The 21,973-nt window shown below is 72.5% G+C and carries 18 protein-coding genes; 9 read left to right on the top strand and 9 right to left on the bottom strand.

The features are described 5' to 3' along the window. The first annotated feature begins 30 nt into the window (after positions 1 to 30). From ACFVZH_RS20415 to ACFVZH_RS20405, 3 genes are all read left to right on the top strand, one after another. Positions 31 to 1,443 carry a family 2B encapsulin nanocompartment shell protein gene (locus ACFVZH_RS20415; protein ID WP_384898817.1) on the top strand — a complete coding sequence of 471 codons (1,413 nt, stop codon included), beginning with the start codon at positions 31 to 33 and terminating at the stop codon, positions 1,441 to 1,443. Positions 1,444 to 1,549: 106 nt separating this feature from the next. Continuing rightward, positions 1,550 to 2,935 (top strand): family 2 encapsulin nanocompartment cargo protein terpene cyclase, encoded by a 1,386-nt coding sequence (locus ACFVZH_RS20410; protein WP_384898815.1) that lies wholly within the window; start codon positions 1,550 to 1,552, stop codon positions 2,933 to 2,935. Between the two features lie 15 nt (positions 2,936 to 2,950). Beyond that, complete coding sequence (locus ACFVZH_RS20405) at positions 2,951 to 3,835, top strand: geranyl diphosphate 2-C-methyltransferase (protein ID WP_384898813.1); 885 nt, start codon at positions 2,951 to 2,953, stop codon at positions 3,833 to 3,835. A 64-nt stretch (positions 3,836 to 3,899) separates the two neighbouring features. On the opposite strand, the gene ACFVZH_RS20400 is transcribed toward ACFVZH_RS20405, so the two are convergent. Next, a complete protein-coding gene (locus ACFVZH_RS20400; RefSeq protein ID WP_384898811.1) occupies positions 3,900 to 5,390 on the bottom strand; it encodes an MFS transporter in 1,491 nt (496 codons plus the stop codon). A 134-nt stretch (positions 5,391 to 5,524) separates the two neighbouring features. Between ACFVZH_RS20400 and ACFVZH_RS20395 the strand changes: the two genes are divergently transcribed. After that, a complete protein-coding gene (locus ACFVZH_RS20395) occupies positions 5,525 to 5,965 on the top strand; it encodes a MarR family winged helix-turn-helix transcriptional regulator (protein ID WP_384898810.1) in 441 nt (146 codons plus the stop codon). Positions 5,966 to 6,006: 41 nt separating this feature from the next. Here ACFVZH_RS20395 and meaB read toward each other — a convergent pair whose 3' ends face one another. The 3 genes from meaB to ACFVZH_RS20380 are packed head-to-tail and all read right to left on the bottom strand — an operon-like array spanning position 6,007 to position 10,972. Beyond that, entirely contained in the window at positions 6,007 to 6,990 is a 984-nt protein-coding gene (meaB, locus tag ACFVZH_RS20390; protein WP_384898809.1) for a methylmalonyl Co-A mutase-associated GTPase MeaB, read from the bottom strand. Next, positions 6,987 to 9,161 carry a methylmalonyl-CoA mutase gene (gene scpA, locus ACFVZH_RS20385; RefSeq protein ID WP_384898807.1) on the bottom strand — a complete coding sequence of 725 codons (2,175 nt, stop codon included), beginning with the start codon at positions 9,159 to 9,161 and terminating at the stop codon, positions 6,987 to 6,989. The genes meaB and scpA overlap by 4 nt, the downstream gene beginning before the upstream one ends. Beyond that, the gene (locus ACFVZH_RS20380; protein ID WP_384898805.1) at positions 9,161 to 10,972 is read right to left on the bottom strand and encodes a methylmalonyl-CoA mutase family protein; all 1,812 of its coding nucleotides are present in this window, start codon (positions 10,970 to 10,972) and stop codon (positions 9,161 to 9,163) included. Before ACFVZH_RS20380 ends, scpA begins: the two co-directional genes overlap by 1 nt. A gap of 136 nt (positions 10,973 to 11,108) precedes the next feature. On the opposite strand from ACFVZH_RS20380, the gene ACFVZH_RS20375 reads away from it, so the two are divergent. Together ACFVZH_RS20375 and ACFVZH_RS20370 are read left to right on the top strand one after the other, a co-directional pair. Then, positions 11,109 to 11,813: a DUF2470 domain-containing protein gene (locus tag ACFVZH_RS20375; RefSeq protein WP_384898803.1), complete on the top strand. Its 705-nt coding sequence runs from the start codon at positions 11,109 to 11,111 to the stop codon at positions 11,811 to 11,813. A 141-nt stretch (positions 11,814 to 11,954) separates the two neighbouring features. Beyond that, a complete protein-coding gene (locus tag ACFVZH_RS20370; protein ID WP_384898801.1) occupies positions 11,955 to 14,261 on the top strand; it encodes an MMPL family transporter in 2,307 nt (768 codons plus the stop codon). Here the strand turns inward: ACFVZH_RS20370 and ACFVZH_RS20365 are convergent. Beyond that, complete coding sequence (locus tag ACFVZH_RS20365; RefSeq protein WP_384898800.1) at positions 14,197 to 15,132, bottom strand: TIGR03564 family F420-dependent LLM class oxidoreductase; 936 nt, start codon at positions 15,130 to 15,132, stop codon at positions 14,197 to 14,199. The genes ACFVZH_RS20370 and ACFVZH_RS20365 overlap by 65 nt on opposite strands. A 159-nt stretch (positions 15,133 to 15,291) precedes the next feature. On the opposite strand from ACFVZH_RS20365, the gene ACFVZH_RS20360 reads away from it, so the two are divergent. Beyond that, positions 15,292 to 15,843: an HD domain-containing protein gene (locus ACFVZH_RS20360; RefSeq protein ID WP_384898798.1), complete on the top strand. Its 552-nt coding sequence runs from the start codon at positions 15,292 to 15,294 to the stop codon at positions 15,841 to 15,843. Here the strand turns inward: ACFVZH_RS20360 and ACFVZH_RS20355 are convergent. After that, on the bottom strand, positions 15,840 to 16,763 hold the full coding sequence (locus ACFVZH_RS20355; RefSeq protein ID WP_384898796.1) for a glycerophosphodiester phosphodiesterase: 924 nt from the start codon (positions 16,761 to 16,763) through the stop codon (positions 15,840 to 15,842). The two genes, ACFVZH_RS20360 and ACFVZH_RS20355, sit on opposite strands and share 4 nt — an antisense overlap. Before the next feature lie 206 nt (positions 16,764 to 16,969). On the opposite strand from ACFVZH_RS20355, the gene ACFVZH_RS20350 reads away from it, so the two are divergent. Both ACFVZH_RS20350 and ACFVZH_RS20345 read left to right on the top strand, forming a co-directional pair. Beyond that, positions 16,970 to 17,668 carry a helix-turn-helix domain-containing protein gene (locus ACFVZH_RS20350; RefSeq protein ID WP_384898794.1) on the top strand — a complete coding sequence of 233 codons (699 nt, stop codon included), beginning with the start codon at positions 16,970 to 16,972 and terminating at the stop codon, positions 17,666 to 17,668. A 177-nt stretch (positions 17,669 to 17,845) separates the two neighbouring features. After that, a complete protein-coding gene (locus ACFVZH_RS20345; protein WP_384898792.1) occupies positions 17,846 to 18,316 on the top strand; it encodes a hypothetical protein in 471 nt (156 codons plus the stop codon). Between the two features lie 73 nt (positions 18,317 to 18,389). On the opposite strand, the gene ACFVZH_RS20340 is transcribed toward ACFVZH_RS20345, so the two are convergent. From ACFVZH_RS20340 to ACFVZH_RS20330, 3 genes are all read right to left on the bottom strand, one after another. Continuing rightward, positions 18,390 to 19,832: a GH1 family beta-glucosidase gene (locus ACFVZH_RS20340; protein ID WP_384898791.1), complete on the bottom strand. Its 1,443-nt coding sequence runs from the start codon at positions 19,830 to 19,832 to the stop codon at positions 18,390 to 18,392. Between the two features lie 139 nt (positions 19,833 to 19,971). Beyond that, positions 19,972 to 20,880, bottom strand: a complete 909-nt coding sequence (locus tag ACFVZH_RS20335) for a carbohydrate ABC transporter permease (protein ID WP_384898789.1) — start codon at positions 20,878 to 20,880, stop codon at positions 19,972 to 19,974. A 4-nt stretch (positions 20,881 to 20,884) separates the two neighbouring features. Next, positions 20,885 to 21,889, bottom strand: a complete 1,005-nt coding sequence (locus ACFVZH_RS20330; protein ID WP_384898787.1) for a carbohydrate ABC transporter permease — start codon at positions 21,887 to 21,889, stop codon at positions 20,885 to 20,887. Positions 21,890 to 21,973: the final 84 nt, after the last annotated feature.

Genomic DNA, 21,973 nt, shown 5'->3' with positions numbered 1-21,973 from the left:
CCACCCCCCTGTGAAGGAGAGCCCTCACCCATGACCGTTGAGACCGGCCCGGAAGCCCAGGTGGAGCCGCCCCGGCAGTCCAGCCTGAGCACCGCGGCCGCCCGCAACCTCGCCACCACCGCCAAGTCCGCCCCGCAGATGCAGGAGATCAGCTCCCGCTGGCTGCTGCGGATGCTCCCCTGGGTGGAGACCAAGGGTGGCGCCTACCGGGTGAACCGCCGGCTGAGCTACACCGTCGGCGACGGCCGCATCGAGTTCGTCCAGGACGGCGGTCGCGTCCGCGTGATCCCCCGGGAACTCGGCGAACTGGCCCTGCTGCGCGGCTTCGAGGACGACGCGGTACTCGGCGCGATCGCCGACCGGTGCGTCCAGCGCGACTTCCGCGCCGGCGAGGTGCTGGTCGAGCGCGGCACCCCCGCCGAGCGGATCCACCTGATCGCCCACGGCCGGATCGGCCAGACCTCCGTCGGCAAGTACGGCGACGAGGTGGCCGTCTCCGTGCTCGCCGATGGCGACCGGTTCGGCGAGAACGCCCTCCTGGACGCCGACGCCACGTGGGACTACACCGCCACCGCGGAGACCGCCGGCACCCTGCTCACCCTCTCCCGCGCCGACTTCGCCTCCGTCGTCGCCCAGGCGCCCGGACTCCGCTCGCACATCGAGGAGTTCGGCTCGCTGCCCCAGCAGCGGCAGAACAAGCACGGCGAGGCCGAGATCGCGATGTCGGCCGGCCACACCGGCGAAGTCGCACTCCCCGGCGCCTTCGTGGACTACGAGCTCAAGCCCCGCGAGTACGAACTCTCCGTCGCCCAGACCGTCCTGAAGGTCCACAGCCGGGTCGCCGACCTCTACAACGGGCCGATGAACCAGACGGAGGAGCAGCTCCGGCTGACGATCGAGGCGCTGCGCGAGCGCCAGGAGCACGAGCTCATCAACAACCCGGAGTTCGGACTCCTGGCCAACGCCGACTTCAAGCAGCGGATCCAGCCCCACTCCGGCCCGCCCACCCCGGACGACCTCGACGAGCTGCTCTGCCGCCGCCGCAGCACCAAGCTCTTCCTCGCGCACCCCCGCACCATCGCGGCGATCGGCCGCGAGTGGAACGCCGCCGGGCTCTACCCGGACACCGTCGAGCTCGACGGACAGCGCGTCCCGGCCTGGCGCGGCGTCCCGATCCTCCCGTGCAACAAGATCCCCATCAGCAAGGAGAACACCAGCTCGATCCTGGCCATGCGCCTCGGCGAGGACAACCAGGGAGTCATCGGGCTGCGCCAGACCGGCCTGCCGGAGGAGTACGAGCCGGGCCTCTCGGTGCGCTTCATGGGCATCAGCGAGCAGGCGATCATGTCGTACCTCGTCACCACGTACTACTCCGCCGCGATCCTGGTGCCCAACGCGCTCGGCGTGCTGGAGAACGTGCAGATCGCCCGCAGGCGCGACTGACGCACGGCGGAACCGGCGCCGACCGCCCCGACCTCCCCGACGCCTCCGGGACGGGCCGGCGTGCCCGTGATCCGGGACAGACCACCCACCCAGCAAGGAGCCACGGATGCCCGAGCCCGGGCTTTCCCCCCTGCAGTCGACCCTGCCCACCGCCGCGTCCCACTTCGGGGCTCATGTCCTCGGCCGGTCCCGGACCGCCGGCGCCGAGGCCGCCCCCGTCGCCCAGCCCGCCGTCGCCGGCGTTCTGCCCGGCGCCTCCGGCGTCCTGCCCGGCGCCTCCGGCGTCCTGCCCGGCGTCGCCGCTCCCGCCGTCCCCACCCCCGCCGTCGCCGTTCCCGCCGGTCCGGCCCCCGCGGTCCCCGCTCCCGTCGTCGCCGTTTCCGCCGCGGCGGGAACGCCGGGGCCCGGCCTGGAGCGGGTCCTGCGGGGTCCCTCCGGTCTGGGCACGGCGGGCCTGAGCCTGGTCCGTGCCGTGGAACCGCCCGCGGCCGTGGCGGCCGAGGCGCCGGTGGAGGTCCTGGAGATCCCCGGCCTGTACTACCACCCGGTGCCGGAGCCCGATCCGGTGCGGGTGGCGGAGATCGGCCGCAGGATCAAGGAGTGGGCGGTCGAGGAGGTCGAGCTCTACCCCGAGGAGTGGGAGAAGCAGTTCGACGGGTTCTCCGTCGGGCGGTACATGGTGGCCTGCCACCCGGACGCCCCGACCGTCGACCACCTGATGATCGCCACGCGCCTGATGGTGGCCGAGAACGCGGTGGACGACTACTACTGCGAGGACCACGGGGGGTCGCCCATCGGCCTCGGCGGGCGCCTCCTCCTCGCGCACACCGCGCTCGACCCGCTGCACACCACGCGGGAGTACCAGCCGCAGTGGGCCGAGTCGCTGCGCGCGGACGCCCCGCGGCGCGCGTACCGCTCGGCCATGGAGTACTTCGGCCGGCAGGCCACGCCCTCCCAGGCCGACCGGTTCCGGCACGACATGGCCCGGCTCCACCTGGGGTACCTGGCCGAGGGCTCCTGGGCGCAGACGGACCACACCCCCGAGGTGTGGGAGTACCTGGTGATGCGGCAGTTCAACAACTTCCGGCCGTGTCCCACGATCACCGACACCGTCGGCGGCTACGAACTGCCCGCGGACCTGCACGCCCAGCCGGCCATGCAGCGGGTGATCGCCCTCGCCGGGAACGCCTGCACGATCGTGAACGACCTGTACTCGTACACCAAGGAACTCGCCGCCCCCGGGCGGCACCTGAACCTGCCCGTGGTGATCGCCGACCGGGAGGACCTCTCCGACCAGGACGGCTATCTGAAGGCGGTCGAGGTCCACAACGACCTCATGCGCGACTTCGAGGCCGAAGCCGCCGCCCTGGCCGCCGCCTGCCCCGTCCCCGGCGTGCAGCGCTTCCTGCGGGGCGTGGCCACGTGGGTCGACGGCAACCACTACTGGCACCAGACCAATACCTACCGCTACAGCCTGCCCGATTTCTGGTAAGAAATGGATTCATCTGTGACCAGCACCGAGCTCACCACCGCCCAGGACACCACCGCGTTCGTGCCGGGCCCGGCGTCCCCCTACCAGGGCGACATCGCCCGCTACTGGAACCAGGAGGCCAGGCCCGTCAACCTGCGCCTGGGCGATGTCGACGGGCTTTACCACCACCACTACGGCATCGGCGACGTCGACCACGCCGCCCTCGGGGACACCGAGGACAGCGAGTACGAGAAGAAGCTGATCGCCGAACTGCACCGGCTGGAGTCGGCGCAGGCCGAGGTCCTCCTGGACCACCTCGGCACCATCGGCGCCGCCGACACGCTCGTCGACGCCGGCTGCGGCCGCGGCGGTTCGAGCGTCATGGCCCACCAGCGCTTCGGGTGCAAGGTCGAGGGCGTCACCCTCTCCTCCACGCAGGCCGACTTCGGCAACCGGCGCGCGAAGGAGCTGGGCATCGGCGACCACGTCCGCGCCCGCGTCTGCAACATGCTCGACACCCCCTTCGAGAAGGGCAGCATCGCCGCCTCGTGGAACAACGAGTCGACCATGTACGTCGACCTGGACGACCTCTTCGCCGAGCACTCCCGGTTCCTCAAGGTCGGCGGCCGCTACGTGACCATCACGGGCTGCTGGAACCCGCGGTACGGGCAGCCCTCGAAGTGGGTCTCGCAGATCAACGCGCACTTCGAGTGCAACATCCACTCCCGCCGCGAGTACCTGAAGGCCATGGCCGACAACCGCCTCGTGCCGCAGGCCGTCATCGACCTGACCCCCGACACCCTCCCGTACTGGGAGCTGCGGGCCACGTCGTCGCTGGTCACGGGGATCGAGGAGGCGTTCATCGAGTCGTACAAGGACGGCTCGTTCCAGTACGTCCTGATCGCGGCCGACCGCGTCTGACCGTTGCCTGACGCCGAGGGCCGGGTCCGTCGTCCGACGGACCCGGCCCATGCGCGCGGCCGGCTCAGACCGCGGGTGCGTCCGCCTTCTCGGGGGCGGGCGCGGCGCTCACCGGGGCCGTACGGGGGGCGTGGCCGCCCCGCAGTCCGACCCGGGCGATGACCGCGACGAGCGCGAAGGCCGCGGCCCCGATCCAGAAGGTGAGGGTGAAGCCGGACTCGGCGGGCAGGGCGGGGACTCCGGCGGGCAGGTGCTCCAGCGTCTGCGAGGCCAGGATCGTGGTGACGACGGCGCTGCCGACCGCGCTGCCGGTCGAGCGGGAGATGGAGTTGATGCCGTTGGCGATGCCGCTCTGGTGGTGCGGGACGCTCGCCATGATGACGGCGGGCATGGCCGCGTAGCCGAAGCTGACGGCCGCGCCGACGACCACGCCGGCGCCGATCACCGAGGCGATGTGGGCGTGGTCGAGGGCGAGCCAGGCGAAGCCGAGGGCGCCGAGGCCGGCGGCCAGGCCCAGCGCGGTGCGCGGTCCGCGGTGGCGGACCAGCTGGCCGCCGATCGGCGAGGCGAGCAGGGAGACGATCGCGCCCGGCAGCAGGAACTCCACGGAGGCGCGCAGGATCGACGCGTCGAAGCCGTAGCCGGTGAGGGCCTCGGGCATCTGGACGAGGTAGGAGACGCCCAGGAAGTTCGCGAACATGCCGAAGCCGACGAGGACACCGGCCAGGTTGGCCATGAGGACCGGCCGGTGGACGAACATCCGCATGTCGACGAGGGGTTCGCGGACCTTCAGCTCGGTGAACACCCAGACGACGGTCATGACGGCCGCGCCGGCGAAGCTGCCCAGGGTGCGGCCGGAGGTCCAGCCCCACTCGTGGCCCTGCGAGATGGGCAGCAGGAGCAGCAGGAGCGTGACGCCGAGGGTCAGGGCGCCGAGGAAGTCGGTCCGGCCGCCGGTCTTGTGGCGGGTCGCGGGGACCAGCATGACGACCGCGAGCAGGGCGAGGACGGCGAAGGCCGTCGCCATCCAGAAGGCGCTGCGGTAGTCGGCGTCGGAGCCGGAGGTCAGCAGACCGGTGGCGACGAGGGCGAGACCGCTGCCGAAGGCGAGGGTGCCGCTGACGAGCGACATCGCGCCGGGCAGCTTCTGCGGGCGGACCTCCTCGCGCAGCACGGACAGGGCGAGCGGGAAGATCGCGGTGGCGGCGCCCTGGAGGACGCGGCCCAGGATCAGCAGGGGGAGCGAGGTCGCCAGGGCCGCGACGACGGAGCCGACGACCATGACGCCGAGGACGGCGACCAGGGTGGGCTTCTTGCCGTGCTGGTCGCCGAAGCGGCCGAGCAGCGGGGTGAAGACGGCGGCGGAGAGCAGCGTGGCGGTGGTCACCCAGCTCACGCCGGCGGTCGTGGTGCCGAGGTCGTTGCGGATGAGACCGAGGATCGGGACCGGCAGGGTCTGCATCATCGACACGACCATGGCGGCGAGGCTGAGGGCGAAGACGACGAGCGTCTCGCGCCGCTGCTCTCCGGCGGGCGGGGGAGTCACGTTGCTCATGAGTGGGGGCCTTCTCGGTGCTTCAGGACATAGACCGTTGATGTCATCAAGTAATTCGTCGAAGGTAGACCTCGATAGTTGAGGAGGTCAAGTAAACAATTGATAATGTCAAGCATCGTGAGTACGCTCGAAGCATGAGCGCGACGACCCCCGAGACGCCCACCAAGCTCCAGCTGCTTGAGCTCCTCGCCGCCATCGGCACGGCCCAGTGGCGCGACTTCGCCGCGGCCGCGGCCCACCACGGCCTCACGTCCACCCAGGCCAAGGTCCTCGCCCAGCTGGGCGGCCCGCTGCCGATGCGCGCCCTGGCCACCCTGCTGGTCTGCGACGCGTCGAACGTGACGGGGATCGTCGACCGCCTGGAGGCCCGCGGCCTGGTGCGCCGGGAGCCCGACCCCGTCGACCGCCGGGTCAAGAACGTGGTGGCCACGGACGAGGGCCGGGACGTCATCCGGCGCGTCCGCGAGGAGATGCAGGCCACCCACGGCGCCCTCGACACGCTCGGCGCGGAGGACAGCGCGACGCTGTACGCCCTCCTGGCGCGCCTGCGCCCGGGCATGGAAAAGGACGCCTGAGGGGGATTCCCCCACCCAGGCGTCCGGGTCCGTGCGGCCGGTCAGTCCCGGCGTTCCCCGAAGGCCGCCAGGATCCGCTCGGCGGCCAGGGTCGCCGTGAGCGCGCCGTCCCTCACGCCGCGCTCCAGGACCGGGGCCAGTTCCCGGACCGACGGGTCGGTGTGCAGGCGGCGCAGCAGTTCGTCGCGGACCATCGCCCACGTCCAGTCGACCTGCTGGTCGTCCCGCTTGGCGGTCAGCCGCCCGCTGGAGTCGAGCAGCTCGCGGTGGTGCGTGAGCCGGCCCCACACCTCGTCGAGGCCCGCCGACTCGCGGGCGCTGCAGCTGAGCACTGGCGGCGTCCAGAACGGGTCGGCGCCGTGCATGAGCCGCAGCGCGCCGGCCAGCTCGCGCGCGGCGGCGCGGGCGTCGCGTTCGTGCGGGCCGTCCGCCTTGTTGACGGCCACCACGTCGGCCAGCTCCAGGACGCCCTTCTTGATGCCCTGGAGCTGGTCGCCGGTGCGGGCCAGGGTCAGCAGCAGGAACGAGTCGACCATGTTGGCGACGGCGGTCTCCGACTGGCCGACACCCACCGTCTCCACCAGCACCACGTCGTAGCCCGCGGCCTCCATCACCACCATCGACTCGCGGGTCGCCTTGGCGACCCCGCCGAGCGTGCCGGCGCTGGGGGAGGGGCGCACGAAGGCCGCCGGGTCGACGGCGAGCCGCTCCATCCGGGTCTTGTCACCGAGGATGGAGCCGCCCGTCCGGGTCGACGACGGGTCGACGGCCAGCACCGCCACCCGGTGGCCGAGCCCGGTGAGCATCGTGCCGAACGCGTCGATGAACGTCGACTTGCCGACACCGGGCACCCCGCTGATCCCGATCCGCACGGCCTTGCCGCTGTGCGGCAGCAGCGCGGTGAGCAGCTCCTGCGCGAGGGCCCGGTGCTGGGGGCGGGTGGACTCGACGAGAGTGATCGCGCGGGCGACGAGCGCCCGCTTCCCGCCGAGTACACCCTCGACGTACGTGTCGAGACCGATCACCGGGCGTGCCCGAGGTCGGCCGCGAGCCGGGTGACCAGGTCGTGGGCCGCGTCCGGGATCACCGTCCCCGGCGGGAACACCGCGGCCGCGCCCATCTCCAGGAGCGTCGCCACGTCCTGCGGCGGGATCACCCCGCCGACCACGATCATGATGTCCTCGCGGCCCTCCGCTGCCAGCTCCTCGCGGAGCGCGGGCACGAGGGTGAGGTGTCCGGCGGCCAGCGACGAGACCCCGACGATGTGCACGTCCGCCTCGACGGCCTGGCGGGCCACCTCGGCAGGGGTCTGGAACAGCGGGCCGACGTCCACGTCGAAGCCCAGGTCGGCGAAGGCGGTGGCGATGACCTTCTGGCCGCGGTCGTGGCCGTCCTGGCCCATCTTGGCGACGAGGATGCGCGGACGGCGCCCCTCCTCCTCGCCGAAGGCGTCGACCAGGGCCCGGGTGCGGTCCACGGACGGGGACTCGCCGGCTTCGTTGCGGTACACACCGGAGATCGTACGGATCTGGCCCGCGTGGCGTCCGTACACCTTCTCCAGGGCGTCCGAGATCTCGCCGACGGTCGCCATCGCGCGGGCCGCGTTCACCGCGAGTTCGAGGAGGTTGCCCTCGCCGCTGGCCGCCCGGGTGAGCGCGGCGAGCGCGTCCTGGCACGCCTGCTCGTCGCGCTCCTCGCGCAGCCGCTTCAGCTTGGCGATCTGCTGGGCGCGTACGGAGGAGTTGTCGACCTTGAGCACGTCGATCTGCTCGTCGGTCGCCACCCGGTACTTGTTGACGCCGATCACCGGCTGCCGGCTGGAGTCGATCCGGGCCTGGGTGCGGGCCGCGGCCTCCTCGACGCGCAGCTTGGGGATGCCGGCGTCGATGGCCTTGGCCATGCCGCCGGCCTGCTCGACCTCCTGGATGTGCTTCCAGGCGCGGCGGGCGAGGTCGTAGGTCAGCTTCTCGACGTACGCGCTGCCGCCCCACGGGTCGATGGTCCGGCAGGTGCCCGACTCCTGCTGGATGAGGAGCTGGGTGTTGCGGGCGATACGCGCGGAGAAGTCGGTCGGCAGCGCGAGCGCCTCGTCGAGGGCGTTGGTGTGCAGCGACTGGGTGTGGCCCTGGGTGGCCGCCATCGCCTCGACGCAGGTGCGGGTGACGTTGTTGAAGACGTCCTGCGCGGTGAGGGACCAGCCGGAGGTCTGCGAATGGGTCCGCAGGGAGAGGGACTTGGCGTTCTGCGGGTCGAACTGCTTGACCAGCTTGGCCCACAGCAGCCGCGCCGCCCGCAGCTTGGCGATCTCCATGAAGAAGTTCATGCCGATCGCCCAGAAGAACGACAGGCGCGGTGCGAACGCGTCCACGTCGAGGCCCGCCTCGCGTCCCGCGCGGATGTACTCCACACCGTCGGCGAGCGTGTACGCCAGCTCCAGGTCGGCCGTCGCGCCCGCCTCCTGGATGTGGTACCCGGAGATGGAGATGGAGTTGTAGCGCGGCATCCGCTGCGAGGTGTAGGCGAAGATGTCGGAGATGATCCGCATCGACGGCCCGGGCGGATAGATGTAGGTGTTGCGGACCATGAACTCCTTGAGGATGTCGTTCTGGATGGTCCCGGCCAGCTTCTCGGGCGGTACGCCCTGCTCCTCGGCGGCCACGATGTACAGCGCGAGGACCGGCAGCACCGCGCCGTTCATCGTCATCGACACCGTCATCTTGTCCAGCGGGATGCCGTCGAACAGCTGGCGCATGTCGTAGATCGAGTCGATGGCGACGCCCGCCATGCCGACGTCGCCGGTGACGCGCGGGTGGTCGCTGTCGTAGCCGCGGTGGGTCGGCAGGTCGAAGGCGACCGACAGGCCCTTCTGTCCGGCGGCCAGGTTGCGCCGGTAGAAGGCGTTCGACTCCTCGGCCGTGGAGAAGCCGGCGTACTGGCGGATCGTCCAGGGCTGGTTGACGTACATCGTCGGGTACGGGCCGCGCAGGTACGGGGCCATGCCCGGGCGGGTGTCCAGGAAGTCCAGGCCCTCCAGGTCCTGCCCGGTGTAGAGCGGCTTGACGGAGATGCCCTCCGGGGTCTCCCAGAGCAGGTCGTCACCGCCCGCCGCCTTCTTGACGGCGGCGCGCCACGCCTCGGGGCCGCCGTCGGCGGTCGGCGCCCCGAGCTCGATCCCGGAGAAATCGGGGATGGACATCAGGACACTCCCATGCGGTCAAGGGTGGTGGAGAGCAGGGCGACGGCGTCACACCCGGCGTGGGCGTACCCGTCGACACCCGCGTACTGCGAGGGACGGCCGGCGAGGAGGACGTGCGCGGCGCCCGCGGCCCGCAGCTCCGCGGCCGTGGCCTCCGCCCGCTCCTCGTACAGCGCGTCGCTGGAGCAGAGGCACGCCTCCGGGGCGCCGCTCTCCTCGAACGTGCCCTCGGTGACGGGCTCGATGCCGCCGGTCCGGAAGAGGTTGGCGGCGAAGGCGAGGCGGGCCGAGTGCGCGGCCGCCGGGCCGATCGCGGCCAGGTAGACGCGGGGCCGGGCGCCGGTCGCCGCGAGGTGGGCGTCGGAGCGGGCGCGCAGCGCCTCGAACGCCTCGTCGCGCCGGACCCGGGGCAGACCGCCGGCGGGCTGCTCGGGCGCGGGGGCGCGGTCGACGGGCTTCTCGTCGAGGTGCGGGAACTCGCTGACGCCGGTGATCGGTTCGCGGCGGGTGGCGAGCTTCGCGCTGCGGGCGGACCAGGTCTCGGCGAGCCGCTCGCCGATCGCCCCGGAGCGCAGGCCGGCCTCCTGGCCGCCGTTCTGCTCGATGGTCCGGAAGAACTCCCAGGCGGCGTGGGCGAGTTCGTCGGTCAGTCGCTCGACGTACCAGGAACCGCCGGCCGGGTCGATCACCCGGGCGAGGTGGGACTCCTCGATGAGGATGGTGGAGGTGTTGCGGGCGATGCGGCGGGCGAAGGCGTCCGGCAGGCCGAGGGCCTCGTCGAAGGGCAGGACGGTCACGCTGGAGGCGCCGCCCACGCCGGCGGCCAGGGTGGCCACCGTGGTGCGGAGCATGTTCACCCAGGGGTCGCGACGGGTCATCATCACCGGCGAGGTGACGGCGTGCTGGAGCTGCGCCCCGGCCTCCGGGGCGCCGCACGCCTCGGCCACCCGGGCCCAGAGGCGGCGCGCGGCGCGGAGCTTGGCGATCGTGAGGAACTGGTCGGCGGTGGCCGCGTAGCGGAACTCCAGCTGTCCGCAGGCTTCCGTGACGCTCAGCCCGGCGTCGGTGAGCCCGCGCAGGTAGGCCACGCCGGTCGCCAGCGAACAGCCCAGTTCCTGGGCGGCCGAGCCGCCGGCCTCGTGGTACGGCAGCGCGTCCACGGTGAGGGCCCGCAGGCCCGGGTAACCGTCGGCGCAGCGGCGCGCGAGTCCGGCGACGGACGCGAGGTCGTAGGCCGGGCGGCCGGTGCGGGCCTCGAAGCCGAGGGGGTCCGCGCCCAGGTTGCCCCGCGCCGCGTCCGCGGCGACGCCCCGCTCCTCGTACAGCGCGAGGAGCCGTTCGGCGGCGGCGGGCGTCTCGTCGCCCGCGTCGAGGACGACGGGCGCCAGGTCGAGGTAGACGTCCTTGAGGACGTCGGCGAGGGAGGACACCGGGATGCCGGTCCCGCCGACACCCAGCCAGAGGGAGGTGACGCCGTTCTCCAGGTCGGAGAGGGCCGCGTCGGCGTCGGCCGCGGTGTGGCGCTGGCGTACGTCCCACCCGCCGGTGGTGTTCCCCTCGGCGCGGTCGCCGCGGACGAAGGGGGTGAAACCGGGGAGGCCGGCGTCGGTGGCGGTGTCGTGCGCGGTGTACAGCGGGCGGGTGGTGATCCCGTCCTCCAGCACGGTGGACAGGGCGTCCTCGGCGGCGTCGCCGGAGACCTCCTTGCCGGACTTGCGCAGGACACCCGCCACAAGGTGTTGCCACTGCTCGTGTGGCGCGTCAGGGAATTCGGACGCCAGGGAGAGGCCGTCGTCAGGCAGGACCGTCATGCTCGGATGCTAGGGGAGATCGACAAAGGTGCAGGAGGTCGTACGACTGTGACCTTCTTCTCTTCGCAACCTCAGTTAGGTTAGGCTTGCCTAAGTAATGGTCAAGGTCTCCGTCACCTGTACCGGGAGAACGTGCATGCGTCCCTTCACCGCCCCCGCCGGCCGGCCCCACCCCGCCGAACGCCTCCGGTCGATCCTCGCCGCCGCCCACTCGATGAACGTCGTGACCGACGGACTCCACGAGGAGGTGCACCGCCTGGACGGCACGGGGCCGATGGGCCACGTCCACCTGCACGACCCGTCCGAGGACTGCCAGGCCGCCGGGACCGCCCGCATCCCCGTCCGCCTGGAGTTCACCGACATCGCACCCACCCCCGTACGCGAACGCCTGCGCGCCCGCGTCACCCTGACGGGACTTCTGACCGCGCCGTACACCTCGGAGGCCACCACCAGCACGTGCATGGTGTTCGGCCAGGCCCTCCTCGAGGAGGCCGAAGGACGCACGTTCGTCGGCCTCGACGCACTCCAGGCCGCCGAACCCGACCCCTTGGCCGGGGCCGAGGCGTCCCTGCTGACCCACCTCGTCGCCGGCCACGCCGAACTCGTCCCCCTGCTGCTGCGCCTCGTCCGGCCGCGCCCGGACCGGGATCTGGTCCGCGTGCTGCCCGTCGCCCTCGACCGGTACGGCCTCACCCTCCGCCTCGAACACCGCACGGGCCACCACGACGCCCGGCTTCCGTTCCCCACCCCCGTCACGGACATCGACCAGGCCGGCCCCCGGATCCACGCCCTGCTCGCCGCGGCACGCCGGTCCTCCCACCCCAACAGCCTCCCGGCCTGAGCGGCCGCGCCCGTCGCGGCGCTCCCCTCCCGGCCGAGATGCCGGAGCGACGCGGCGGGCGAAGAATGGGACGGGTAGGCCCGCGCATGACGTCGGTGCCGGTACCCGCTCGGGGATTCCCAACCGGACACGGCCACGCCCATGAACGCAGGAAGCCCGGCCCAGGGCCGGCCAGCACCCCCCAAAGGCGCGCTTTACCGCACCGGCCACTGGTGCGCCCGCCATTTCCTCGTCGTCATCGCCCTCTGGCTGGCGGCCGTCGCGGGCCTGCAGATCACCGACCGGGCCGTCGGCGGGCAGTTCTCCGACAACTTCGCGCTCCCGGGCGTGCAGTCGGCCGACGGGCTCGCCGTCCTCCAGGCGCACGACCCCGCGGCCGGCGGCTACGGAGCCCAGGTCGTCCTGAACCGGCCCTCGGGCCCGCTCACCGACGAGGCCACGGCCGTCAACAACGCCGTCACCGCCCTGGCGAAGCTCCCCGACGTCCTCAGCGTCCAGAACCCGCTGCCGCCGCCCGGGACCACCCCGCCCGCGCTCCCCGCCGGCACCCCCAACGTCGGACCGCTCTCCACGGACGGCAAGACCGCGTACATCACCATGCGCTTCAGCGTGACCCCCTCCACCCTCGGCAGCGACTACCTGAACGGCGTCGACGCCGCCGTACAGCCGCTGAGGGACGCCGGGGTCACCGTCGAGTACGGCGGCCCGCTCGGCGAGCTCGCCCGCCCGCAGGCCGACGACCGCAGCAGCGAGGCGATCGGCTTCGCCGTCGCGATCGTCGTCCTCCTCATCGGCTTCGGCACCGTCATCGGCGCCGTCATGCCGCTGGTCACCGCGCTCCTCGGCGCGCTCTGCGGACTCGCGCTGCTCGGCCTGGCCGCGGCCGCCTTCACCTTCGGCACCGTCTCACCGACCCTCGCCACCATGATCGGCCTCGGCGTCGGCATCGACTACGCGCTGTTCCTCATCACCCGCCACCGCCAGAACCTCATGAACGGCCACGATCCCGCCGACGCGGCCGGACTCGCCACCACCACCAGCGGCCGCGCCGTCCTCGTCTCCGGCTGCACCGTCATCATCGCCCTGTCCGGACTGTGGGTCTCCGACGTCACCTTCATCGGCAAACTCGGCCTCGCCGCGGCCTTCACCGTGGTCACCGCCGTCATCGCCGCGCTCACCCTCGTCCCGGCCATGCTCGGGCTCGTCGGCCGCCGGATCGACCGCTACCACGTCCGCAAGCCCGTGGCCGAGACCGACGCCGAACCCGGCGCGCCCGCGCACGGCACCTGGCACCGGTACGCCCAGCGGGTGCAGAAGCGCCCCTGGTGGTTCCTCGGCGGCGGCGTCATCGTCCTGCTGATCCTGGCCTTCCCGCTGCTGTTCATCCAGCTCGGCCACATCGGCGACGGCGCCGACCCCAAGTCCTTCACCGACCGCCGGGCGTACGACCTGATCTCCACGGCCTTCGGACCGGGCGCCAACGGGCCGCTCACCGTCGTCGTCGACCAGTCCGCCGTCCCCGCCTCCGACCGGGCCGCCCTGGGCACCAAACTCCAGCAGTCGCTGACCGGCGTCCCGGACGCCGCCTACATCACCCCGCTGCAGACCACCCCCGACGGCGACGTGCTCATCGGCACCGCGTACTCGGTGGCCTCGCCGCAGGACGAGAAGACGACCCAGCTGACCGACCACCTGGTCGACGACGTGCTGCCGCAGGCGGTGGCCGGCACCGACGCGCAGACCTACGTGACGGGCACGACGGCCGCCCAGGTCGACTTCCTCGACATCGTCTCCAGTCGTCTGCCCCTCATCATCGCCGTCGTCGTGGGCCTGGCCTTCTTCGTCATCCTGATCGTCTTCCGCGGTCTGCTGGTGGCGGTCAAGGCGGCCGTGCTCAACGTGCTCTCCATCGCCGCCTCCTACGGCGTGGTCGTGGCCGTCTTCCAGTGGGGCTGGGGCGGACCCGCGCTCGGCGTCTCCGGCAAGGTGCCCATCGAGAGCTACGTCCCGATGATGATGTTCGCCATCGTCTTCGGCCTGAGCATGGACTACGAGATCTTCCTGCTGTCCCGGGTCCGCGAGGCATGGCTGCGCACGGGCGACCCCGAGGCTTCGGTGGCCCATGCCCTGGAGATCACCGCGAGGGTCATCACCTGCGCCGCGCTGATCATGGTCAGCGTCTTCGCGGCCTTCATCGTCTCCGACAACATCGTCGTCAAGATGCTCGGCCTCGGCCTCGCCGCCAGCGTCCTCATCGACGCCACCGTGGTGCGGCTGCTCCTCGTGCCGGCCGTGATGACCCTCCTGGGCAAGCGCGCCTGGTGGATCCCACGCTGGCTGGACCGGGTGCTGCCGCACCTCGACACCGAGGGCGAAGGCGAGATCACCCCTTCCGAGACAGTTCACCCAGCAGGTTCCACGTCCGACGCCGGCCGGCCTCGCCGTTGATGTCCGTCGCGGTGAAGACCACCTCCGTCGCCCCGGCCTCCCGGTAACGGCGCACCTCGGCGGCGACCGTCTCCTCGTCGCCGATCACCGCGAGATCGGCGGCCCGGGCGGCGCCGGAGAGCCCGATGACGCGCTCGTAGGAGGGGATCCGCTCGTACAGCGCCAGCGCCTCGGCGGCCTCGGCCCGCACGGCGTCGGTGTCGGCGCGGGCGGTGACCACTCCCGGCACGAGGGCCACGATCCGCGGCGCGGGCCGCCCGGCCGCGGCCGCGGCGGCGGTCACCGCCGGCACGATGTGGTCGGCCAGCGCACGCGGACCGGCCAGGAACGGCAGGATGCCGTCGGCGAGTTCACCGCTGACGCGCAGGGCCTGCGGGCCCATCGCCGCGACCAGCAGCGGAACCGGCGGCCGGGCGCCCGGCACCGCCGCCGGGTACGGCGTCGTCGCGGTGAGGAACTCGCCGTGGAAGTCGGCGCTTCCCGTCTCGAGCAGCGGGCGCAGGGCGGTCAGGAACTCCCTGAGCAGACCGATGGGGCGCCGGTACGGAATGCCGAAACCGGTCTCGGTCAGATGCCTGGTGCCGAGGGCGAGCCCGAGGTGGTAGCGGCCGCCGGTGGCCGCCTGGGCCGTCTGCGCCTGGCTGGAGACGAGCAGCGGATGACGGCCGAAGACCGGGATCGCCGCCGTCCCGACCTGGAGCCCGGGCACCTCGCGGCCGACGATCGCGGCGAGCGTGGGGGAGTCGTACGCGAAGGACTGGCCGAACCACGCGGAGTGCAGGCCGGCGTCCCGCGCCTCCCGCGCGAGCCGCACCGTGCTGTCGAGGGGGAGCTGACGTGAGGTCGAGCTGAGCGTTACTCCGAGAGTCATGCACGCGGCAACCGGCGCCCGCGGGACCGGATTCCCGCTCCCGTGTGACAAGTATGTGGCGTCCCTGTGGCGTCCCGGGCCGGGCTCCGCGCAGGGGTCGGAGCGGGCTCCCGGCCGGGTGCCGGGCCGGGGCCAGGCCCCTCCCGCCATCATGGGGGGATGAAGTCTCTCGCCGAAGTGGACGAACTGGCGGCCCTGGCACACGCCGGGCAGGTCGACAAGGCCGGTGCCCCGTACGTGGAGCACGTCCGGGCGGTCGCCGCGGCACTCGCGCCCCTCGGCCCGCACCTGGCGATGGCCGGGCTGCTGCACGACGTCATCGAGGACACCGCGTGGACCGCCGACCGGCTGCGGGCCGACGGCATCCCGGACGGTGTCGTCGCCGTCGTCGAAGCCGTCACCAACCGGCCCGGCACGCCGTACGAGGAGAAGATCCGCCGTATCGCCGAGAACCCCGACGCCACCCTGGTGAAGATCGCCGACAACGCGCACAACAGCCGCGTCGACCGGGCCGCCGCGCTGCCGCCCGCCCAGCGCGAACGGCTCGCCGCCAAGTACCGCGCCGCCCGTGACGTCCTGTGGGCCGCGGCCGATCCCGCGCACGTCGCGGCCATCCTCACCCGGGTCAACCCCGGCCTCCTCCCCGAGTGGGAGGAGCGCCACCACGAGCGGGCAAATCGGGAAGAAGAGGGTGATTCGGGTGGGCGTTAGGGCAGCTGGGCGCTGTTCCAGCCCGCCAGTTCCGTCGGCCGGTTGGTGATCACCCCGTCGACCCCGAGGGCGGCGAGCGCCTTCCAGCGGGCGGGACGGTCCACGGTCCAGACGTTCACGGCCACGCCCGCCGCGTGCAGCTCGGCGACCGCCTCGGGGCGGGTGGCCAGCGCCGCGTCCGCGACGTTGTACGCCGAGAGGTCCAGCTCCCCGGCGAGGGCGACCGGATCCGGGTCCAGCCGGTCGCGCAGCAGACCCAGCGGCAGATCGGGCGCCAGCTCGTGGACGTACCGCAGCGACGGGATGTCGAAGCTCTGCACGAAGACCCGGTCGCTCATGTCCTGCGCCTGGATCTCCCGCACGATCCGGGCGACCTCGGCGTGGCTGTGCGGCCCCTTGACCTCCAGGAGCAGGTTCCCGCCCCGCTTCCGCAGGTCCTCCAGCTGGGCGGCGAGCGTCGGGACACGGGCACCGGCGTACGCGGGCGCGAACCAGGAACCGGCGTCGAGCGCGTCCAGCTGGGCCGCGGTCAGGTCGCGGAGCGGACCCGTGCCGTCGGTCGTCCGGTCGACCGTGGAGTCGTGGAGGACGTACGGCACGCCGTCCTTGCTCGGCTGGACGTCGTTCTCGATCCACTTCGCCCCGCCCCGGCGGGCCACCTCGTCCGAGATCAGCGTGTTCTCGGGCGCGGCGGACGGCGCGCCGCGGTGCGCGATCACGGTCAGCGGCGCCCCCGCCGCCCGGAGCCACGGGCCCCCGCCCTTCGCGGCGCTCTCCGCCCCCGGGCGGGGCGCGGACTGCGAGGGCGTCGCGGCGACGACGAACGCGGTCGCCACGCCGGCCACCGCGAGCACCGCCGCGGCGAGGGCGGTGTTCCTGCGGCGCCGTGACCGGGGGGCGGGCGGATGAGCGTGTCTCATGAGCGGACACCTTACGGGGGCCGCCGCCCCGTCCCGGCCAGGGACCCGGCGACACGACGCGCGGCGCAATCCCTTCGTCGATTCGTCCGGTCTGCGGCATGGTGGGAGGCGGGCCCGGAGCCGTGCCATCGGGGGACCACGGCTGGGGCGTGAGGGGTCGGGGGAGACTCATGGACACCGGTACGACGCGCGCGCCGGAGGGGGAAGTGACTGCCGGGACCGGCCGGGCGGCCGGGCAGGAGCGGGGCCGGAGCGTCCTCGAAGGGGCGTTCGCGCTGCTCGACGCGTTGCGCCGGAGCGGCGACGAGGCCGGTGTGACCGAACTCGCACTCGCCTGCGGGGTGCCCAAGGGCAGTGTGCACCGGCTGCTCGACCAGCTCGTCGGGGTCGGCGCGGTCGAACGGAAGGGCAACCGCTACCGGGTCGGCCCGCAGCTCTACCGGCTCGGCCAGGCGTGGGAACCCCACCCCGGTCTGGTGCCCGCCGCCCGGCTGCCGATCCAGCGGCTCCGCGGCGTCACGGGCGCGAGCGTGGTCCTCGCCGTGATGCGCGAGGAGATGGCCATCACGGTGAGCTCCGCTCCCGGCGACCTGGAACCGCTCCTGCCGGTACGCGACGGCATCGCCTTCCGGCTCGACACCGCCGCCGGAAAGGCCCTGCGGGGCCCGCTCCGGGGCGGCCCCGTCCTCGACCGCGAGGACGTGATGGAAGGGGTGTGCTGCGCCTCGCTGCCCGTCCGCGCCCCGGACGGGCGGACCGTCGCCGCGCTCGCCGGCATGGTCCCGGCCGGCCGGAGGCTCGACGCGCTCGCCCAGGCCGTCGCCGAGGCCGGGGCCGCCATCACCCGCTCGCTCGCCCGGGGCGGACAGCGAAGACCGGTCCCGTCGGCCGCCCTCGTGCTCTGACGCGCCCCGGACACCCTTGCCCGGCAGGCCCGTTCCATCCAGCGGAACGCGCGTAGAACCGGGCCGGGCGGGCCGGGCACAGTAGGTGTCGTGCCGGGGGGAAACGGCACCCGGCCCCGCCGCGGAGGCGGGCCGGAACACATGTCACACGCGTGACCCGATGTGTGGGGGGACCACATGCGCAAGAACCGAGCCGTCAGAATCGCCGCCACCGCCCTGCTGGGACTCGGCAGCCTCGGCGCCTTCGCCGGCACCGCGCACGCCGAACCGATCGACTACGTGAAGATCGAGCTGTTCGAGCTGCACTGCCAGAAGAACAGCGAGGGCGACCACGACGAGGCGTACCTCAAGATCACCGACGCCAACGGCAACGCCGTCAAGGTCTGGCCCGGCAACGGCATCAAGTACCAGACCATGGGCACCGGTTACGTCCGCTCCATGGAGGACGGCAACGGCAACGCGGCGCTCATCCTCGGCAAGGAGCAGGCCCGCACCCTGACCCTCTGGGACTACGACACGACCAGCGGCGACGACAAGCTCGGCGCCACGCTGGTCACCGGCAGCGAGGTCGGCGCCGAGACCCAGTGGCGCTCCGTCGAGGGCTCCGGCGGCGTCTACGTGATCGGCTACCGGGTCGTCGACATCTGACCGACGGTCGGCACCTGAGACGGGCGAAGGGCCGTGCCGGACTCCCGGCACGGCCCTTCCCCCCGTCGCGGGATCAGCCGCCGTCGGGCGCGTGCAGCTCACCCGACCGGGCCACCCGCGCGTACCAGCGCGCGCTGGACTTCGGCGTGCGCGCCAGTGTGTCGTAGTCGACGTGGACCGCGCCGAACCGCTTCGCGTAGCCGTACGCCCACTCGAAGTTGTCGAGCAGCGACCAGAGGAAGTAGCCGCGCACGTCCACCCCGTCGGTCATCGCCCGGTGCACCGCCTCCAGATGCGCGTGCACATAGGCCGCCCGCTCCGGGTCGTGCACCGTGCCGTCCTCGCCGACGACGTCCTCGTACGCCGCACCGTTCTCGCTGATCACCAGCGGGAGCCCGGGATAGGCGGCCGAGACCCGGGTCAGCAGGTCGTACAGCGCACTCGGGTCGACCGCCCAGCCCATCGCCGTCGGCTCGCCCGGCGCCCGGTGGAAGGCCACCGAGTCCGCGCCCGGCCACGGCGAGTACGCGCTGTTGCCGTGACCGTCGTCCTGGGGCTTCTCCGCGCCCTCCGGCATGTGCGAGACGACCGTCGGCGTGTAGTAGTTGATCGCGAGCAGGTCCAGCGGCTGGTTCGCCGCGGCGGTGTCGCCGTCCCGGACGAAGGACCAGTCCGTGAGGCGCGCCGTGTCGGCGAGCAGGTCCTCGGGGTAGGCGCCCTCCAGCATCGGGCCCAGCCACACCCGGTTGCCGACGGCGTCGATACGGCGGGCCGCCTCCGCGTCCTCGGCGGAACCGGTCAGCGGGCGCACCTCGTGCAGGTTGAGCGAGACCGCGAGCTGCCGGTCCGTCGGCAGCGAGGCCCGCAGGGCCTGGACCGCGAGCCCGTGCCCGAGGTTGAGGTGGTGGGCGGCGCGCAGGCTCGCCACCGCGTCCGTACGGCCGGGGGCGTGCACCCCGGAGCCGTACCCCAGGAAGGCGGTGCACCAGGGCTCGTTGAGCGTGGTCCATCGCTTGACCCGGTCGCCGAGGGCGTCGGCGACGATCCCCGCGTAGTCGGCGAACCGCTCGGCGGTGGCCCGCTCGGGCCAGCCGCCCGCGTCCTCCAGCTCCTGGGGCAGGTCCCAGTGGTAGAGCGTCAGGGCCGGCTCGATCCCGGCCGCGAGCAGCTCGTCGACGAGCGCCCGGTAGAAGTCCAGGCCCTTCTGGACGGCCGGCCCCCGCCCGGTGGGCTGCACCCGGGACCAGGAGACGGAGAACCGGTAGGCGTTCAGGCCGAGTTCGGACATGATGCCGACGTCTTCGCGGAACCGGTGGTAGTGGTCCACGGCCACGTCGCCGGTGTGGCCCTCGAAGACCTTGCCGGGGGTGTGCGAGAAGGTGTCCCAGATGGACGGGGTGCGGCCGTCCGCCGCCGCCGCTCCCTCGATCTGGTACGCGGCGGTGGCCGCGCCCCAGAGGAAGTCGGACGGGAACGAACGGGTGGCGGTGAGCGGCCGGGTCTCGGACGCGGTCATAGGAGAGGGCTCCCAACGCGGGTACGGGGCACGTACGTTCGGTACATGCGGTACGGAAAGGGCATGCGGCACGGGGCGGGCATGCCCGACGGAGAGGTGTGCCGTGCGGAGCAGGCTGCCGCGGGGCGAGGGGCGCCGGTCAGCTCTTGACGGCGCCGGCCGTGATGCCGCCCACGATGTGCTTGCCGAGGAAGGCGAAGACCAGCAGCAGCGGCACGGTGGATATCAGCGCGCCGGTCAGCACGACGGCGTGGTCCACGGTGTGGTTTCCCGCGCCGAGTCCGGCGAGGGCCACCTGGAGGGTGGGGTTGCCGTCCGGGGTGAGGGCGATGAACGGCCAGAAGAAGTCGTTCCACGACTGCACGAAGACCAGCATGCCGAGAACCGCCATGGCCGGCCGGGCGATCGGGAACACCACGTGCCAGATGACCCGCAGGCTGTGCGCCCCGTCCATCCGGGCCGCCTCCACCAGCTCCATCGGCAGCGCCTCGACCAGGAACTGGCGCATGAAGAAGACGCCGAAGGCGGCCACCAGCGAGGGCAGGACCACCGACTGGAGCTGGTCGAACCAGCCGAGGTCGGTGATGATCTGGTACAGCGGGATGACGCTGAGCTGCGGCGGGATCGTCATGGTGGCGACCACCAGCGAGAGCAGTATGCCCCGGCCCCGGAACGGCAGCTTGGCGAAGGCGAATCCGGCGAGCGTGGAGAACAGCACGGTGGACAGGGCCACCAGGCTCGCCACGATCGTCGTGTTGATCAGCGCCGCGCCCATGTCGACCTGGTTCCAGGCGAAGCTGAGGTTGTCCAGCAGGCGGTTGCCCGGCAGCAGCGGGGCGGGGGCCTCGACGACCCGCTCGCCGCTGTGCGAGGCGGCGACCACGTTCCAGTACAGCGGGAAGAGCGAGACGAACGCGGCCACGACGAGCAGCACGTACGTGAGCGGTCCGGCGTGGTGCTGACGGCCGGCGGACTGGCGGAAGCGCCGCCCCGGCCGGGCCGCCGGCGCCTTGGCCTCGAGGGGTGTCGTGTCGAGTGTGCGGGCCATGAGGTCAGCCCCCCAGCTTCTTGCGGTTGTAGCGGGAGACGAGCGCCTGGACGCCGCCGATCAGGAGCAGGAGCAGGAGCATGACCCAGGCGATCGCGGAAGCCTGTCCCAGCGCGCCGGTCACCCACCCCTTCTCGTACATCAGCAGGCTCAGCGTCTGGAACTGGTTGCCGCTGCCGCCGCTGATGCCGACGCTGCCGCCGAAGAGCATCGGCTCACCGAAGAGCTGGGTGGCGCCGATGGTGGAGACGATGATCGTGAAGAGGATCGTCGGCCGGATCGAGGGGATGGTGACGCTGACGAACTGGCGCCAGCGCGAGGCGCCGTCGAGCGAGGCGGCCTCGTAGAGGTCCTGGGGCACGGCCTGCATGGCGGCCAGGTAGATCAGCGCGTTGTAGCCGGTCCAGCGCCAGGTGACGATCACCGAGATCGCGATCTGCGCCGGCCACTTGGACGACTCCCAGCTCACCGGGTCGATGCCGATCCAGCCCAGGAGGCCGTTGATCATGCCGTAGTCGGTGTTGAACAGCTGGGCGAAGACCAGGGTCGCCGCCGCGATCGAGGTGGCGTACGGGGCGAGGATCGCGACCCGGAAGAAACCGCGGCCCCGGAGCTTGTAGTTGAGCAGGTGCGCCAGGCCCAGGGCCATGAGCAGCTGAGGGACGGTCGAGATGACCCCGATGGTGACGGTGTTGGCGAGCGCGTTCCAGAAGAACTCGCTGGTCGCGAGGTCGGTGTAGTTCTCCAGGCCCTTCCACGTCGGGTCGCCGCCGAGCTCGACCCGGTTGAGCGAGAGCCAGCCGGTGTAGATCAGCGGGAAGAGGCCGAAGGCCGCGAAGGTGAGGAAGAAGGGGGCGATGAAGACGTACGGGATCGCCTTGAGGTCCCAGCGGTAGAGCGTGCTCCGCCAACCGCCCGAGGTGGAGCGGTGGCGGCGGGCGCCGGAGGAGGAGGGCGGTGCGGCGGGCGGCGGGGAGCCGTCGGTCCTCGCCCGAACGGAGGTGGCCACGGGGGCGTCCTTCCAGGTCGATGCGTGCGGTGGTGCGTGCGGTGCCGGCCCGCCGCCCGCGGGCGGCGGGCCGGCACACGGTCC

It is taken from the genome of Streptomyces sp. NPDC059534 (assembly GCF_042743475.1).
In the GTDB taxonomy this organism is placed as follows: Bacteria; Actinomycetota; Actinomycetes; order Streptomycetales; family Streptomycetaceae; genus Streptomyces.
Note: the sequence above shows the minus strand (reverse complement) of the source record. Positions and strands in the feature narration are given on the sequence as shown.